This window comes from Cytobacillus spongiae, from assembly GCF_021390075.1.
The window spans coordinates 3,945,102-3,961,696 of record NZ_CP089997.1 but is presented as its reverse complement, the minus strand read 5'-3'; the positions used below and the strand labels follow the sequence as shown (position 1 = coordinate 3,961,696).

Genomic DNA, 16,595 nt, shown 5'->3' with positions numbered 1-16,595 from the left:
AATCGTAAAGTTTGACAATCTTGTAAACTTCCGAAATTTGGGTTGATGGACTCATTGCGTTGCTTTATAATGATAATCGTTATCAATAAAATTGAAAATGAAAATCATTTTCAATAATACATATATATATGATTAAAACAAAGGGGAGAAGTATACATGAAAAAACCATGGAAGGTAATGTCTTCACTGGCAATTGCAGCAAGCTTGCTGCTTGCAGGGTGTACTAGTGATGAAGCGGGAAAAGAAGCTGACAAGAAGGCTTCAACAGAAGAAAAGAAAGTGAGTGCTTCAACTATTTCTGTCCCAGTTGCAGATTATCAATTTGATACAGCTGGGAACATGTTTGCTTATGCAGAGTTTGAGTTATCTGGAGAGCCTTTAGTAGAGGGGTTAGGCTTGGACTTGGATGTATTAGATCCTAGAGTAGTAGATGCTCCTACGAAGTTTGATTATACAGCAGGTGTTGAAGCCTATGAATATTCAGAAGAGGCCATGTACGAAGTGGTAGAAAAATCCGGATTAGGGCTTCATTTAATACATGGACCCATGGTGAAAGAAATGGCTGATCAAGAAGGGAAATCTGCGGATGAAGTGTTAGGAAATCGCTTTTACACGCTAGCTGATGCAGTAGGCTATCCACGTGAAGAAATCTTCACAAATATGTTCCCTACATTCATGGAGTATGCGTCAGGAGATCCTCACTATATTGAAGAGGTGGATATTTCAGAATACGCTGCTTCGGAAGATGGAGCCTATGTTCCCAATTATCAAGTGAACTTCAAAACCCTTCGCTGGGACCGTGAAAAAATGGACAAAATTTTAAACCCAGCGGCATATGGTGGAACATTCCTAAAGCAGGCATTATGGGCAGGCGATTTCCTCGGTGGCTTCCATACTGTTGATGGAGACGAAGAGCTTGAAGGGGAGACCCCTAAGGATGATGAAGATGATGACAACATTGCACTAGGTGTGAGCTCTGCTGACGGTATGCAAGGAATGATTTTAGTAGAAGAGATTTGGAATAAGCTGAACTACATTCAAGGCGGCCTATTCTACAATCAGCAAGATCAGACTTTAACATCAATTGGAGTAGGAACAGCCTATGATCCTGCTAAAGGTCTTGTTTACTTACCTCACAAAGTAAAAGTAGTTGAAGATGGAAATAGCCAAGCCCCGAATGCAAGTGCGCTAGAAGTAGAAGATAGTAAAAGTGTTCTTGCCGATCAATGGTTAATGCTATGGCCAGCAAGTGAGTTTTATGGGATGACAGATCAACGTACAGCTAATGAAAATGTGGCTCCATCCTTTAGAGCTCTTTTCGATAGCAAGCCTTATCCGTCTGCTCCAAAGGAAAACATAGATGAAGATGCGGCAAATGATAAAGTATCTTCTGATCCATTCTCGGTAAACCGTGATATTTTGTTACATGTATTTAAAAATATGGATTCCATGCACTTTAATCAAGAAGCGGGAACATTTGTAACAGAGCATGATGGAACGGTCCAAGGAAGCTATGTAGATACATTTAACGCAGGTTATACAATGGAATCCCTACGTATTTTTGAACGTGCAATTGATGGGCTTCCAGTAGGCTATGCTAGTGGAGAAGCGGCAGAAGGATTAAATACGTCGGAAGGGAAGCGTGCTATTGAACTGATTCAACAGCAGGCGGATTTTATGCTGACTAACCTTGTCATGGAAAGCGGCCTTGTAGCAAAAGGCTTTACGATAGGGGAAGGTGCTGACGAAGAAGTGACGTTAGATGCGCAGCTTGGGGCAATCCGAGGATTGACGTCTGCCTACTTAGCAACGAAGGACGAAAAATACCGTGATGCTGCGAGAAGCATCTACACGGTGATGGATGAACAATTCTGGGATGATAAAGCGAGAGCATACTTCACTAGTGGGGATCAGATGCGCTATACGCCATATACAGCTGGAGGCATAGCTGCTGTCTATCGTTTAGCAATTAATAACTTAAGCAATCTTGAGGGAGATGTAGATCAACCTGAGGCATTAGAAATTGAAACCATTACATCTCGCTATACAGAATTCTTCGATGCAGTCATAGATGGACCTTCGTTAAATGAAGGCATGCAGGTAAGTGAATTCTGGGATACAGGTGATTTCTACCTTAAGGATGATGATTCTGGAAACACGGATCAAGACCAAGTTCCACAAATTCAAGCAGGTCATGGAGAGTTTGGAATTTCCCCAATCCTTGTACCGGTTGAAGTGAAGAAATAATAATTACATAAGAGAGGTGAATTTTTATGAAAAAGGCAACCCTCTTCCTGTTAACGCTCCTATCCATAGGGGCGTTAGTTGGTTGTAAGGAAGAAAACACTATGAACGTAGTAGGAAAAGAAGATATTCAACGGAATCATGCAGTAAACAGCAACAATATCATCCAGAATGAAGAGGGAAAAATCCTCTATTCTGCTAATATGGATGTGAATACAGTCACAGTTATTGATAGAGAGGCGAATAAGGTAATCACAGAAATTGAAGTTGGAAAAGAACCAAGACAGCTGGCCTTAAGTCCAGATGAGCAATACCTCTATGTTTCCTGCATGTTTGATGATCAAGTAGATGTGATTTCCCTTGAAAAAAAGAAGGTAGTAGATTCGATTAAGGTTGGTATTGAGCCTTATGGGCTGGTAACTAGTCAGGATGGGGATCAATTATATGTAGCAAACTATCGATCAGGTACTCTATCCATCATTGATTTAAAGGATCGTAAAGTAGTAGATGAAATCCCACTTGGCGATCGCCCAAGGACAGTTACGATCGCCGCAAATGGTGAAAAGCTTTATGTCCCGCATTATTTAGAAGGCTCGATTAGTGTAATCGATACCGGGAAAAATGAAGTCACTAATGTCATACAGCTAGCAGAGTCTCCGAATGTAAAGGACCCAAAGAAAAGCCAAGGAATTCCGAACACACTGGAGCAGCTTGTCATTAGTCCAGATGGAAAAAAGGCTTGGATTCCTCACTTATTAACAAATATTGATACACCGATTCAATTTGAAGAGACCATTTTTCCTGCGGTATCGGTCATCGATCTTGAAAAAGAAGAAGAAATCGTTAATGAGAGAAAAGAACTATTTGAAGAAATAAACATATCTGATAGCCAAAACAATACAATGATTGTGTCGAACCCCTATGATGTGGCGTTTCACCCAGATGGAAGCAAGGCCTATGTAGTGATGTCAGGTAGTGAGGACCTTGTGGTATTTGATTTGAATAGGGGAGGGAATGCAACTCAAATACTACGAAGAATTAGTGGGAATAACCCTCGGGGAATCGTCATATCAAATGATGGAGAGACCATTTTTATTCATAATGCAATGAGCCATGATCTGGCAAGGATAGAATCGGGTGGTGAAAGTGCCTATGCGAGAGCCAAAATGGCAGGTGTTCCCTTACCGCTCATCTCAATAGATCCTCTTTCTCCATTAGTACGAGAAGGTAAAACGATGTTTTACAGTGGAAACAGTGAGGAGTTTGCTGCAGATATCACCGGAAATAACTGGATGAGCTGTGCGTCATGTCATTCAGATGGAGATATTAACGGACTAACCTTGATGACTCCTAAGGGACAACGAAACGTTCCGAGTAATGTTGTGACGACGAAAACCGGACTATTTATGTGGGATGGAAGCCGAGATGATTTCACAGATTATATTTTAACTGTACAAGGGGAAATGGGAGGTATGATGGATTATGATCCTGGAAAGCCGCTTCCTGCCGATGTAGAGCATATGTATGATGCGATTTTTGCCTTCTTAGATGAGCCAAGCTCATTTCCACCACCCAAAAGTCCGTTTCGAGAAAATGGAGAGCTAACAAGCTTCGCCCTAGAAGGAAAAGAGCTATTCGAAGGAAAAGGCAGCTGTATAACCTGTCATGGTGGTTCACAGTTCACTGACAGTGAGAAAGCAGTTGATGAGAAAGGAAATTTAACAACAGATAACACAACCTTTTTATACGATATTGGAACGGTGAATGAGACGGACAAACCTTCAGAAGGAGATGCTCGAGCAGGAATGACAAACCCGCGAAATGGCAAGCTATTTGATACCCCTACATTGCGTGGGGTGTGGGCAACTGCTCCTTATTTCCATGATGGAAGTGCGAAAACAATTGAAGATGCGATTGGTCGTCATCGATCGGATGAGGTTTCAGCATTAAGTCAAGGGGAGATTACGAAAATTGCTGAATACGTTCGTTCTATAGAATAGTTTAGAGAAAGTGCTTGGATGTGCATGAACATCCGAGCACTTTTTTTGGTATGATAAAGCCAAAAGATTTAGTGGAAGGTGGCGTTCATTGGTGGCAAAAGGGAAAACAAATGCAATGAGAATTCTAGATGGGCAGAAAGTAGACTATGAGATGCTAACGTACGAAAGCACCGATGGCCAAATTGACGGGGTGTCAGTTGCGAAAAAGATAGGTAAACCTGTAGAAGAGGTTTTCAAAACATTGGTGGCTCAAGGAACAAGTAAAGCAATCTTTGTTTTTATCATTCCCGTAGAAGCTGAGTTAGATATGAAAAAGGCAGCAAAAGCGGCTGGTGAGAAGAAGGTGGAGATGATTCCTGTTAAGGATATTCAGAAGCATACGGGCTATATTCGCGGTGGCTGCTCCCCTGTTGGAATGAAAAAGGAATATCCTACATTTCTAGATGAGACTGCTAATACCATTCCAACGATAATCGTAAGCGGCGGCAAGATTGGTTTGCAAATGGTCTTAGCTGTTGAAAGCTTACAACAGGTGACGAACGCTGTTATTACAGATCTGATTAAGGACTGATAGACCCTTAACGGTAGTAAGGGTCTATTTTTGTTGCTTAAGGAAGTATTAAACATATCAATTGTTGAAAAGCATTCTACATCCAGCCCAACCACCTAGCCCCTCTAGGTCAAAAGACCATGTAGAATGGAAGGAAAAAGAGTGCCTTCTATTCTACATGGTCTTACTTGCCCTAACCTAACCAAGGTGAACTAAGCTTTTGTTATAGGGTTTTCTTTAACTTATCCACTAATTTTTCGCATGACAAGTTCGATAGGTCCTCTCTCAAAGAATTTTTTCCAAACGATAGAAAATATCATTGCAAAGAAAAAGAAGCTAAACGCGCAAATCGTAGAAAAGAATAAGCTGCTGGATTTGTCTAGCTGGCCAGCCAGATGAAAGACGAAGAGAAGTAAGAAGTGCCCCACATAATGAGTGAGTGCCATTTGCCCTGTGTAAACGAATGCTTTCGTAATCGCGCCATTTTTAAGAGTCTCTGAGAGATAAACACAGAGTAGGATAACGATAAGGGCTGTGCTCGTACTAGCCAACATATAGAACATATTAGGAGGCATAGGCTTTGTAGAAAAGAGGTATTGTGCGATTTCAAGTCCTAAAGATGTACTTGTTACCTGAATAAGTAAGTAGGATGTAGCCTCAAATATGGTAGCACCTACAATGGAGATGATGAGCATATTTATTCGTAGCTTTTTATTGTTAAAATCTAGTCTACCGAACCACATTCCAAATAAGAAAAAGCAAACCCATGGAAAAATAGGATGGTAACCGTTAAATAATAGATTGCTGATAAACCCGTTAACCGTCCAAAAGGTTTCGTACGACTGAAAGGATGTGTCCCAGCCTTTTGTATAGTCGAATAATAACTGGAAAATCTGTGAAGAGACTAACAAAGTCAAAGTAGAAGTTAATAGGATTTTGTTAGATGCACTTATAAAAAATGATGCAATTAACAGATAAACTGCATAGTAATGAAGAATATCAGCATCCCAGCCTAAAAGGGAGAGCCCCAATCCTAATCCGAGCAGAAATACTGACCGTTTCCAAATGGTTATTTGATTTTTCCGAATGGTGTCTTTTAATAGAGACATTCTTGCTTGCCTAGTCATTAACGATATACCAATCCCTGCTAACAACACAAAGATAGCAGAAGCTCTTCCTTCAAAGGCTCCTGTGAAGGCAACTAGCCATTCTGGACCAGCTCCCTCTGCTTTCATCGATAATTTATAATTGACAATGACCATCCCTAAGATTGCTAAAGCTCTGGCTAAATCAAAGCCTACAATCCTTTTTGTACGTTTCCCCATTAAGCTCACCTCTATTTGAATAGACTATTTACAGCAAACTCCCAAATAGCTAGCGTGTTAAAGTTATAGTTTTTCTCTGAGTATTTATCTAGTCCATCTACTATGAGAGTAAGAAACTGTGCTTTTGTTTCGATATCCTTGCTTTCAATGAGTTCAAAATGTGAAGCTGATTCTAATAAGCTGACAAAGCCATTTAGAAAGTCATTAAGTACTTGAGTCAACTGACGCTGATAGTCAGTGTTTCTCGTACTAAGTACATAATATTCATTCATGATTTTCTCGTAAAATGGGTCGGCAGCTTGTTGTGAAATCATCCGGCTCCCATCTTCAATTAACTTCTCGGCAAAATTCTCCTTCGTATATTCCCCTCGGTTAAAAAATGTTGAAAACTGTATTTCTGCAATCAAATAGTGAAAAAGGGTATGAATTAGCTGTTCCTTTGAAGGAAAGTAGTAATAAATAGCAGGCTTAGAAATTCCCATTTCCTTCGCAATAGCGGACATGGAGGTTTTCTCAAATCCATTTTCAGCGAAAAGTCTATAAGCAGTATCAATAATTTTTTCGTATGTATCAGCCATATGGACGTCCTTTCTGTATTTACTTACCGGTAAGTAAATACTACCGTTCATTTTTTTTCCAGTCAAGGGACATCAACCTACTTTGTACTTTGTATTGAATACCAACTTTATGTAAACCCGTGCGATCAGTAATTTTTTCAGTAGGCATTCACCCACGCCTGAGCTTCTGCATATGTTGTAAGGAACGTGCAATCCCGAGATGATTCGGAAGGAAGTGTTAGAGTGGCAGGTAGAATAAAGAACTATTTTGCTGGGGGTAATACAGCTAGAGGCTTCTACAGCTTATACGATTCAAACTTAGAAGGTCTCAAACGATTATTCATCTTAAAAGGTGGTCCGGGTACAGGAAAATCGTCATTGATGAAAGAAATTGGAAGTGAATGGGTCAAGAAAGGTTGGGACATTGAATACTTACATTGTTCTTCTGATAATGAGTCAATTGATGGGGTGATTATTCGTTCCATAGGAGTAGGGATCGTGGATGGAACAGCCCCACATGTAATTGAACCGAAGCTTCCAGGTGCGGTTGAAGAGTATGTGAACTTAGGTGAAGCTTGGGATGCAGCTGCGTTAAGAGAAAACAAGGAAGAGATTCATGCGTTGACAACAAAAATAAGTGATTCGTTTGAAAAAGCCTATCGAACGTTTGCAGAAGCTCTAAAGATTCATGATGATTGGGAGAAAATTTATATAGATAATATCGACTTTGCCAAAGCAAATGAACTGACAAATCAGCTCATTTCTGAGTTTTTCGGACATATGGCATTGAATAAAAAAGCAGATGTCCGCCATCGTTTCCTCGGAGCTGCAACACCTAAAGGGGCAGTTGACTTTGTACCGAATCTAACAGAGGGGATTGCGAAACGTTATTTTATCAAAGGACGCCCAGGATCTGGAAAATCAACGATGCTAAAAAAACTAGTGGCTGAAGCAGAAAAGAGAGGCTTTGATCTTGAGGTATTCCACTGTGGTTTTGATCCTCATAGCTTAGATATGTTAATTGTGCGTGAGTTAGGCCTTGCTATTTTCGATAGCACAGCTCCGCATGAATATTTTCCAAGCAGAGATGGGGATGAAATTATTGATATGTATGAAAAAATCATTTCCCCAGGGACAGATGAAATTTATGAAAAAGAAATTAAGGTTTTCGCAAAGAAATATAAAGAGAAGATGACAGAAGCAACCACTTATTTAGCAAGAGCAAAAGCCCTTCACGACGAATTAGAGCAAATCTATGTGGCGGCAATGGACTTTCAGGTTGTAAACGAAAAAAAGGAAGCGATTCACGCAGAAATGAATCAGTTAACAGAAGAAGCCTCTTATTTAAAGGGGTAAATTGACCAATTGAAAGGGGAACACGAAAGTGAATCAAAACTATCATCCATTTGTTAACTCTCAACAGGCTAGACAATTTTCCATTTTTCCAATTGGAGGCTTTCCAGGCTTTCCAGGAGGTACACCAGGAGGAGGCCCTGGCTTCCCACCTTCACCACCAGGCACTCCACCAGGAGGAGGTTACCCAGGAGGAGGCTACCCAGGTGGCGGACAGGGACCAGACTTAGGGGGAGCACCTACAGCACCACCTCCATCATTTGTACCACAGCAACAGCAGCAATCACCATCCTTATATGCAGTAGATCCTGGAGCTATTAGAGGCTGCTTGTATCGTAATACGTATGTATGGTTAGAAAACGGTCGTAGCTTCTGGTTTTACCCAACCTATGTTGGAAGAACATCCGTGGCAGGCTATCGCTGGAGACGTAGTCAAAGACGCTGGGTGTATTATGGAACAGACTTAAGCCGTATAAGCTCGTTCCGTTGTAGTGGGTTTTAATAAAAATGAAAAAAGCAGCTACCACATTACTTCGAGTGGAAAGCTGCTTTTTTTTGAGAGAAGCCTTACTTTCGAGCGTAGCCCCTTTATGAGCGTAGCCCCTTTATGAGCGAACGCTCCTTTTTTGAGCGTTCGCTCCATCATCCTCCGTTTTCGCTCGTTTTTTTCGATTTTCGCTCGTTTTTTTCGATTTTCGCTCGCATTCGACAAGATATCGCTCGCATTCAACAACATTTCGCTCGTACGTATCTTGTTTTCGCTCGGAATCAAAATTTCGAAGCTCAATTTTTAGATTTAAAAGATAATATGAGCAGCTAACACGATAACTGGTAATGTAATTAGGGTTCTTTGTAAGAAAATAAGGATTAAGTCTTTAATAGAGACGGGAATCTTTGAACCTAATAACAACCCGCCTACTTCAGACATGTAGATCAACTGCGTAACAGACGCACAAGCTACAATAAACCGAGTCATTTCACTTTCAATTCCTGCTCCAATTACAGATGGGAGGAACATATCAGCAAAACCAACGATTAATGTTTCGGCCGCGGCTTTTGCCTCAGGTACTTGCATTAGTTCTAACAATGGAATAAATGGCATTCCAATAACCTTAAATACAGGAGTAAACTCGGCTACGATTAATGCAAGGGTTCCTAGTGCCATGACAATAGGCGCAACCCCCATCCACATATCTAAGATATTTTTTCCACCTTGCTGGAAGAAGTCTTTAACACTCGTATTTGTGCTTGCCTTTTCTACAGCTTGCTGCAATCCCCAGCGAAACGGAGTATAGCCTTCAGGAATATCTTCGACGGATGCATTTCCATTATCAATATAATACGTATCCGGTTTACGAGATAAGGGAGGGATACGTGGGCAGATTACAGCAGCCACAAAGCCAGCAATCGTAACCGTAATATAGAATGGAACAAATAGGTCGCCTAAACCTACCTGTGAAATAACAACTAAGCTAAATGTAATAGATACGACTGAAAATGTGGTGCCAATGATAGCTGCTTCTTTTTTTGTATAATAGCCTTCTTCGTATTGCTTACTTGTTAATAGTACCCCAATAGTTCCATCCCCAAGCCAGCTCGCTACACAATCGATTGAAGAGCGACCTGGAAGCTTAAATAGGGGACGCATGACTTTCGTTAGCAATGCACCAAACAATTCTAGCAATCCAAAATTTAATAAAAGGGGTAAAAATAATCCTGCAAACAAAAATACAGAAAAAAGAATAGGCAATAGAGAATTTAAAAGCAGACCGCCTGTAGCTTCAGACCAAATCCATTCAGGGCCGACTTGAAATAAGGTTAATATTGCAAAAAGGGCACCTAATCCACGAGCGATGAACCATACAAGGGGAACATTTAATAAACTATTAAAAAATGGGCTGGTATTTATCCGAGCTGGCTTGAATATTTTCACAATAAGAGTGCCTAAAAATGTAATGACGATGATAAAGGTCATAATTTCAGGTAAAATTGAGCTTAGCTTTCCTCCGACCCAACCAGATAGGATGGCAATCGGTATGGTGATTTCTCCATTGTATGAAATTGGGATCATGAAGAAGCCAATTCCTACTAAGGAAGGGAGCAGGAACTTTAGAATTCGGGAATATGTGTAAATGCTGTTATCTATGTGGTTCAATATTTATTCACTCCAGTTACATATTTATAAAACACTGTTTATTTTAATGCATATGTACAGCCTTGCCAACCACATTGATAAATTTTCAAAAATTCAGATTGTCATCAAACAAAAAAAGGCTACCACTAAGTAGCCTTTCCCAAAAAATCCTATATGAAAACCAGTCCAAGTGAGATAATAACTCCAGTTATTAAGAGGGTTAGAACACAGAAGCCCATAATGTCTTTTGCTTTTAGACCAGCAATAGCTAATGCAGGTAAGGCCCAGAATGGTTGGATGAGATTCGTCCAAGCGTCTCCCCACGCAACTGCCATCGCGGTCTTGGCAGCCGAAACATCTAATGCTTGGGCAGCCTCTAGCATGACAGGAGCTTGAACAGCCCATTGCCCACCACCTGAAGGAACGAAGAAATTGACAATTCCTGCACTGATAAATGTGAAGAATGGGAAGGTAAATTCATTCGAAATGGATACAAACCCTTCTGACATAACAGCAGCCAGCCCAGATGCCGTCATCATTCCCATAATACCGGCATAGAACGGAAATTGGACAATGATCCCGCTGGCACCTTTTACGGCATGAACAACTGCGTCGAGGAACTTCTTCGGTGTGCCATGAAATAGAATCCCAAGGAATAAGAATAGGAAGTTCACAATATCTAGATTAAGCTTGAAACCATTTGTCATAAAGTAGTAGAAAAGAAACACTAATCCGAGTACACCAATAACGAGCGAAACAATTCGGCTGTTTTCCAGCTTTTCTGCTGGGGTGTGAACTGCCGATTTTCCTTCTTCAGGATCGCTTTCCGTTAGTAGTTTAGGGTCTACAGTAACCGTTTCTTCCTTACTAGGCATCATAAAGCGATTGATAAGTGGAAGAGTGATAAGGATGGCTAAGACAATCGCTAAATTAAATGGAGCAAAAATAGTTTGGTCAGTTGAAATAAGGCCAATCATGCTTTCAGAGAAATGACCTTCCGTAGCAATAGTTAAGGGGATGGAGCCTGAAATGCCTCCATGCCACACAATGAAGCCAGAGTATGCACTAGCAATTAGAAGTCGATAGTCAACCCCTTTCACCTTTCTAGCTAGCTCCTTTGCAAATAAGGCGCCAATAACTAGTCCAAATCCCCAGTTAATTAAGCTCGCAAGCATGGAAATAATAGTGACAATTATTATGGCTTGCCCAGGCGTCTTGGCAAAATTGGCTAGCGATCCTAGCCCTTTTTTAAAGATGGAGCTACTAGCAAGTACATGTCCTGTCACGAGGACAAGCACCATCTGCATGGAAAAGGTTAACAGGCTCCAAAAGCCATTTCCCCAAAATTGAACCATTTCGTATGGTCCACTATCTGTAAATAGAAGTCCAAGAGCATACACAACAAAGGTTAAGAGTACGACAAATAAGAACGGATCCGGCAAATAACGTTGCATCAGCCGGTTAAAAAAAGAAACCAATGTCTTCATAGCTGTCTCCTCCTTTATAAAATATGAAAACCCTTACATTTTACTTCTATTCCGAAAATTTTAAAAATATTAATACCTTGTCTAAATTTTTTATTCGTAAGCTTTGAAAGCTGAATTAAAAGGATGGACTCTTGGGTTATGTCATGCAATGAATGAACTAGACAGCCATGTCAGCTAGCCCCATCATTTATCTTTGTTTCTTTAGATGGTGAGGATAATAGGTAATTAAAAAAGGATAAACGTGTCGACGTCTATCCCAAAAATCTTTTCAATAAAAGATGAATGAAAAACAAGTGGCTAACGATGGATAGGATTGAAAAGTACAGAAGCTCATTCCAATGATTTGCAAGTGCTGCATCGTAGGCAGCCACAATCCAAAAAGGAGGAATGATTCCGAAAAGATATTTCCAAGAGCCTTCTACGAAATAATAGAAAAAAGGAGTTAATAACAGGATGCTAGCTACTTTTGCTATAGCTAATCCTTCAACCTTGTTTTTCGCTATCCCGGCAATGAACAAAGCGACAAGGGGTGCCTCAAAGCTAATTAACAAAATGACTACTCCGAGAGCTGGTGAAATAATGGATTCATAGCCAGCAAGGAATAGAGCTACTATCGCTAAAAGCGTACTGATTGAAACGGGTGCTCCTAAACGATAGATCAAGTAGCCCTTTTTCGTTAAAGGAGTAATAGCTAAATAGGTCAATACGTTTTCATCTTGCTCATCTAGTATGATAAAAGCAGCAAACATGCTTAACATAATAGGCACGGAAAGCAGTAATGTAATTGGAAAGAGAACTTCGTAATTTGCTAGCTTAAAAGTCATCCCATCAAGTAAATACCGATCGGCTGCTGGTAGACCAAAACGAAAAGCGATGGCAAGAAATAGTGGTGCGCTGATGGAAACCATTAGTATAAAATCACGTAATACATATTTAAAATCGAATAGGATTAAAGCAGCTATTTTCCTCAGAGTATTACCCCCCAATCCTTAATTTGATATGGGTATAAAAGGCGTTGTAGGCTAGACGGTATGCTACAAGTATATAGATGAAAAGAAGAGAAACGGCATACATCCATTGATAAGGGGTAAGGGAATTAAATGCTCCCTCCATTAACAACAGACCAGCTTTTCCTGGAAGGAGATAGAAGAATTTTAACTCCATCATCCCGAGAACCTCGAGTACTGGCAAGAAAAATATGGTCACAAATAAAGGGGATATCATTAAATATTGGTTGATAGAACGTACGCGCACGGCAAAAATTAAACCTAGTAAGCTTGCAAAAATCGAATTAAACGCAACTCCTACAAGCAAAGGAAAGAGCTTGAGGGAAATTCCAAATACACTTATGAAAATAAGCAAGCTTGCTGCAATCGAGAGAATTCCAAGTGCTGTCACCTTTGACCAAATATATTCTGACGTCCGAACTGGAGTCACAAACAGGGAGTCATATACTCCTTGGTCTTTTTCAAGCAAAATGATTCCTCCAATAAAGAACGAGCCGAGAAAAGAGCAGTCGGAAAAAAGGAGGAAGATGGCAGTTTGTTCCTTGGTATCAGGAGGGATCGATAACAGCAATAATATATAGAGAATGCTAATAATGAAGTAAGCATGGTAAAGATAATGCCGATATTGAAATCGAACATCTACTTTTAACAACGTCCCAATCCTCATACTAAACTCCTTCCAGTTACATCAATAAAAATGTCTTCTAACGTAGCCTCTTGTGTATGAATGGTTACAAGCTGATCCTTTTCTAATAGATTGAGAAATTCCTCATTTGTTTTTAGACCAGTCAGAGAAAACGTCTTTAGTCCAAGGTTTCCATTCGCTAACTGATATTCAATTTGTACAGTCTTTTTTCCTTGATCAATCTTCAATTGCTTAGGAGAGTCAATTAAGCTGATCTTCCCTTCGACCATAAATGCAACCCGATCACATATAGACTCTGCTAGAGCCATGTTATGAGTTGTAAGGACAATCGTCTTTCCTGCTTCCTTTAAGGCTAGAATCTGTTGCTTCATCATCTTCGCATTGACTGGATCTAATCCAGAGGTTGGCTCATCAAGGAATAATACATCTGGTTGGTTTAATAAGGCCCGGCAAAAATTCAAGCGCATTTTCATCCCTTTCGAAAAGGCTGATAGCTTTGTGTCACGAGCAGCTGATAATCCAACTGTCTCTAGCAGCTCGAGGGGGTCTACTGTTGGGCCAGAATATAAACGTCTGAAATGAGTCAAATTTTCATAAGCAGTAAATTTACTGTAGAAGTGAGGGAACTCAAATGCTACTCCAATTCTTTCATAATAATCCTCGTTTAGCTGTCTTACTTCCTCATCAAGTACCTTTACGGAGCCTTGGTAGCCCTTTAGTAGTCCAATCAGAATTTTTTGAGTAGTACTTTTTCCAGCTCCAGAAGGTCCTAAAAACCCGAAAATTTCCCCTTTATTAATCGAAAAGCTAATCTCATGAATGGTTGATTGTCGTTGCAGCGGATAGGAATAGCTTAAGTTTGTTACTTCAATCATCCAAACCTACTCCTTTCAATGCTTCAGATGCAATTGCTCTTGCTATAAACGCAATGGTTTCTTCATAATTTTCTTCACCAATTTCTTTTTCATGAAGAGTTAGTAAGAAAAAGGCACGTGTTGCATGAGTGAAGATATTTATTAGCTTTTCTTCCATGCCCAATGACGCTAATAGGGGAGCTAAGACGTCATGATCTTTCTGAATATGGAACTCTACGATTTCTTTTGGAAGCTTTCGGATCAGGAGCTCCATTTCTCCTTCAAAGTATAAACGCCGGATGAAGTGGTTTGCTCTTACAAGCTGGATCCCCTTTATTAAAAAATGAGATAACCGTTCTACATTTACTGGTGAATACAACTCCTTTACCACAAGCTCTTTTATTTTTTCTTCCTCTTGTTCAAGGATCCGAAAGTAAAGTACTTCCTTTGATTGGAAAAATAAATAAAAGGACCCTTGTGCAATTCCGACTGCTTCTGTAAGCTCCTTTATGCTTGTTTTCTTTAATCCAAGCGCTGAAAAAAGCTCGTAGCCCTTTTGTAATAATTTTGAGCGTATTTGTTGTTTTTCGCTTGCTGAAAATCCTCTCATTGAAAAATCCTCCTTTTATGAATATATGAATAATTTATTTTTATATTCATATACAATGTATCACAGCTAACTTTTTTAGGTAAACCAAATCATTCGACAAAAACCACTTTTTCCGTCAATATTTTAAGAGAAGTGGAAAAGATAGGATGGGGAGGAGCGTAGATGATCGAGCGGGATGTAGAACAGCTAGTACACCTTTTTGATAAGCACCGTAAGGAGGATCAAGCGATTCCGATGCAACGATATATGAAGGATCATTTTTCCTTCCTTGGTATTAAAACTCCTGAGCGAAAAGAGCTTTTAAGACAATTTTTTAGTGAAACTAACTTATTGAAAACCCCATTTCAGCGTGAATTTGTTTGGCGGCTATGGGAGCTGGAAGAAAGAGAATTTCAGTATGCAGCTTTACATTATCTTGATAAACATGTAACAAAAATGAACAAGGAAGAACTACCTTTTATGGAGAAGTTAATTACAACAAAGTCGTGGTGGGACACAGTTGACATGCTTGCTCAGAAGCAGGTGGGGACGATTGTTCAGAAGCATCCTGAATGGATTGTTGAAAAGTTGAATCAGTGGGCAGTCTCAGAGAATCTTTGGCTCCGCCGTAGCGCTATCCTTTTCCAGTTAAAATACAAAGACCAAACCGATGAACAACTGCTTTATCATTATATAAAGCTTAATGCAGGGAGCAAGGAGTTTTTTATTCAAAAAGCAATTGGCTGGGCACTAAGAGAGTATTCGAAAACAAACCCGAATTCGGTAAAGGACTTTATTGCCACTAATGAGCTTTCGAAGCTGAGTATAAGAGAAGGTAGTAAATACATATAACAAATGGAAAGAGAAGGTGTAGGTATGATTAAATGTATCGCAATTGATATGGATGGAACGCTTTTGAACTCAAACCAGGAAGTGACGGAAGAGAATAAGCAAGCTATAAAAAAGGCGCAATCACAGGGAGTCGAGGTAGTCATTGCAACTGGGCGCTCTTACCATGAAGCGAGCTTTGTTTTGAATGAAGCAGGGCTAGTGTGTCCGATCATTTGTGTAAATGGAGCAGAAGCAAGGTCAGTAGAAGGAGACGTCCTGAAAGCAAATGCCCTATCTAAACAACAAGCGAAGGAAACAGCTACTGTGTTAAAAGAAAAGGGTGTTTACTTTGAGGTATATACGAACCAAGGGAAATATACAGAGGATGTGGAAATGGGCATAACCATCATCGTCGATATATACAAAAGTGCCAACCCCGAAGTTGAGGTGAAGGATATTCGGAAGAAGGCAGAAGAGCTTTATTATAAAGGCTTTGTTCATAAAGTAGACAGCTATGAGGCGTTATTTGAAATCGAGGAGCAGCAAATTTATAAATTATTAGCATTCTCGTTTGATAAGGAAAAGTTAGATGATGCAAGACAAGTTTTAAAAACGATGGATGGTCTAGCAGTTAGCTCTTCAGGCTATGATAACATTGAGCTAACAAGCGTATATGCTCAGAAAGGTGTTGCGCTAGAAGCATTTATTAACGAAAAAGGCATCACGTTTGCTGAAACAATGGCTATCGGTGACAACTACAATGATCTATCAATGTTCCAAAAAGTTGGCCGAGCAGTTGCGATGGGAAATGCATCTGAGGACATAAAGGCACAATGTCATGAAGTGACATTACGAAACAATGACAGCGGTGTTGGAAAAGCAATTATGAAGGCGTTAGAAGAGTAAGGTCCATTTGAAATACGGATAGAATTCTGATTTCGCTGATATATCATGAAAATCGCTGATATAATCTAGATCGATCTCCACCCCCTTGACTAGCAATAGATGTTTTTGCTCA

At 40.0% G+C, this 16,595-nt stretch carries 15 protein-coding genes; 7 read left to right on the top strand and 8 right to left on the bottom strand.

Going from position 1 to position 16,595, the window contains the following annotated elements; genetic code table 11:
* Positions 1-156: 156 nt before the first annotated feature.
* The 3 genes from LS684_RS19840 (at position 157) to ybaK (ending at position 4,815) form a co-directional block, all read left to right on the top strand.
* Positions 157-2,247, top strand: a complete 2,091-nt coding sequence (locus LS684_RS19840; RefSeq protein WP_233808718.1) for a hypothetical protein — start codon at positions 157-159, stop codon at positions 2,245-2,247.
* A gap of 26 nt (positions 2,248-2,273) precedes the next feature.
* Entirely contained in the window at positions 2,274-4,244 is a 1,971-nt protein-coding gene (locus LS684_RS19835) for a beta-propeller fold lactonase family protein (RefSeq protein WP_233808717.1), read from the top strand.
* A gap of 91 nt (positions 4,245-4,335) precedes the next feature.
* Entirely contained in the window at positions 4,336-4,815 is a 480-nt protein-coding gene (gene ybaK / locus LS684_RS19830; RefSeq protein WP_233808716.1) for a Cys-tRNA(Pro) deacylase, read from the top strand.
* Between the two features lie 221 nt (positions 4,816-5,036).
* Here ybaK and LS684_RS19825 read toward each other — a convergent pair whose 3' ends face one another.
* Positions 5,037-6,119 (bottom strand): DUF418 domain-containing protein, encoded by a 1,083-nt coding sequence (locus tag LS684_RS19825; RefSeq protein ID WP_233808714.1) that lies wholly within the window; start codon positions 6,117-6,119, stop codon positions 5,037-5,039.
* An 11-nt stretch (positions 6,120-6,130) separates the two neighbouring features.
* Positions 6,131-6,697 carry a TetR/AcrR family transcriptional regulator gene (locus LS684_RS19820; RefSeq protein ID WP_233808712.1) on the bottom strand — a complete coding sequence of 189 codons (567 nt, stop codon included), beginning with the start codon at positions 6,695-6,697 and terminating at the stop codon, positions 6,131-6,133.
* Positions 6,698-6,919: 222 nt separating this feature from the next.
* Here LS684_RS19820 and LS684_RS19815 point away from each other — a divergent pair, with 222 nt between their 5' ends.
* Together LS684_RS19815 and LS684_RS19810 are read left to right on the top strand one after the other, a co-directional pair.
* Positions 6,920-8,032 (top strand): PRK06851 family protein, encoded by a 1,113-nt coding sequence (locus LS684_RS19815; protein WP_233808710.1) that lies wholly within the window; start codon positions 6,920-6,922, stop codon positions 8,030-8,032.
* A gap of 28 nt (positions 8,033-8,060) precedes the next feature.
* Entirely contained in the window at positions 8,061-8,531 is a 471-nt protein-coding gene (locus LS684_RS19810) for a hypothetical protein (RefSeq protein WP_432418785.1), read from the top strand.
* A 294-nt stretch (positions 8,532-8,825) separates the two neighbouring features.
* Here LS684_RS19810 and LS684_RS19805 read toward each other — a convergent pair whose 3' ends face one another.
* The 6 genes from LS684_RS19805 to LS684_RS19780 form a co-directional block, all read right to left on the bottom strand.
* Positions 8,826-10,175: a YjiH family protein gene (locus tag LS684_RS19805; protein ID WP_432418837.1), complete on the bottom strand. Its 1,350-nt coding sequence runs from the start codon at positions 10,173-10,175 to the stop codon at positions 8,826-8,828.
* Between the two features lie 158 nt (positions 10,176-10,333).
* Positions 10,334-11,650, bottom strand: coding sequence for a short-chain fatty acid transporter (locus LS684_RS19800; protein ID WP_233808707.1), 1,317 nt, complete (start codon positions 11,648-11,650; stop codon positions 10,334-10,336).
* Positions 11,651-11,901: 251 nt separating this feature from the next.
* Positions 11,902-12,636, bottom strand: a complete 735-nt coding sequence (locus tag LS684_RS19795) for a hypothetical protein (protein WP_489886016.1) — start codon at positions 12,634-12,636, stop codon at positions 11,902-11,904.
* Positions 12,626-13,324, bottom strand: coding sequence for a fluoroquinolone export ABC transporter permease subunit (locus LS684_RS19790; protein WP_233808705.1), 699 nt, complete (start codon positions 13,322-13,324; stop codon positions 12,626-12,628). Before LS684_RS19790 ends, LS684_RS19795 begins: the two co-directional genes overlap by 11 nt.
* Positions 13,321-14,178, bottom strand: a complete 858-nt coding sequence (locus LS684_RS19785) for an ABC transporter ATP-binding protein (protein WP_233808704.1) — start codon at positions 14,176-14,178, stop codon at positions 13,321-13,323. The genes LS684_RS19790 and LS684_RS19785 overlap by 4 nt, the downstream gene beginning before the upstream one ends.
* Positions 14,171-14,767 carry a TetR/AcrR family transcriptional regulator gene (locus tag LS684_RS19780; protein WP_233808703.1) on the bottom strand — a complete coding sequence of 199 codons (597 nt, stop codon included), beginning with the start codon at positions 14,765-14,767 and terminating at the stop codon, positions 14,171-14,173. The genes LS684_RS19785 and LS684_RS19780 overlap by 8 nt, the downstream gene beginning before the upstream one ends.
* Before the next feature lie 162 nt (positions 14,768-14,929).
* Here LS684_RS19780 and LS684_RS19775 point away from each other — a divergent pair, with 162 nt between their 5' ends.
* Together LS684_RS19775 and LS684_RS19770 are read left to right on the top strand one after the other, a co-directional pair.
* Entirely contained in the window at positions 14,930-15,598 is a 669-nt protein-coding gene (locus LS684_RS19775) for a DNA alkylation repair protein (RefSeq protein WP_233808702.1), read from the top strand.
* Positions 15,599-15,622: 24 nt separating this feature from the next.
* Positions 15,623-16,483: an HAD family hydrolase gene (locus LS684_RS19770; RefSeq protein WP_233808700.1), complete on the top strand. Its 861-nt coding sequence runs from the start codon at positions 15,623-15,625 to the stop codon at positions 16,481-16,483.
* Positions 16,484-16,595: the final 112 nt, after the last annotated feature.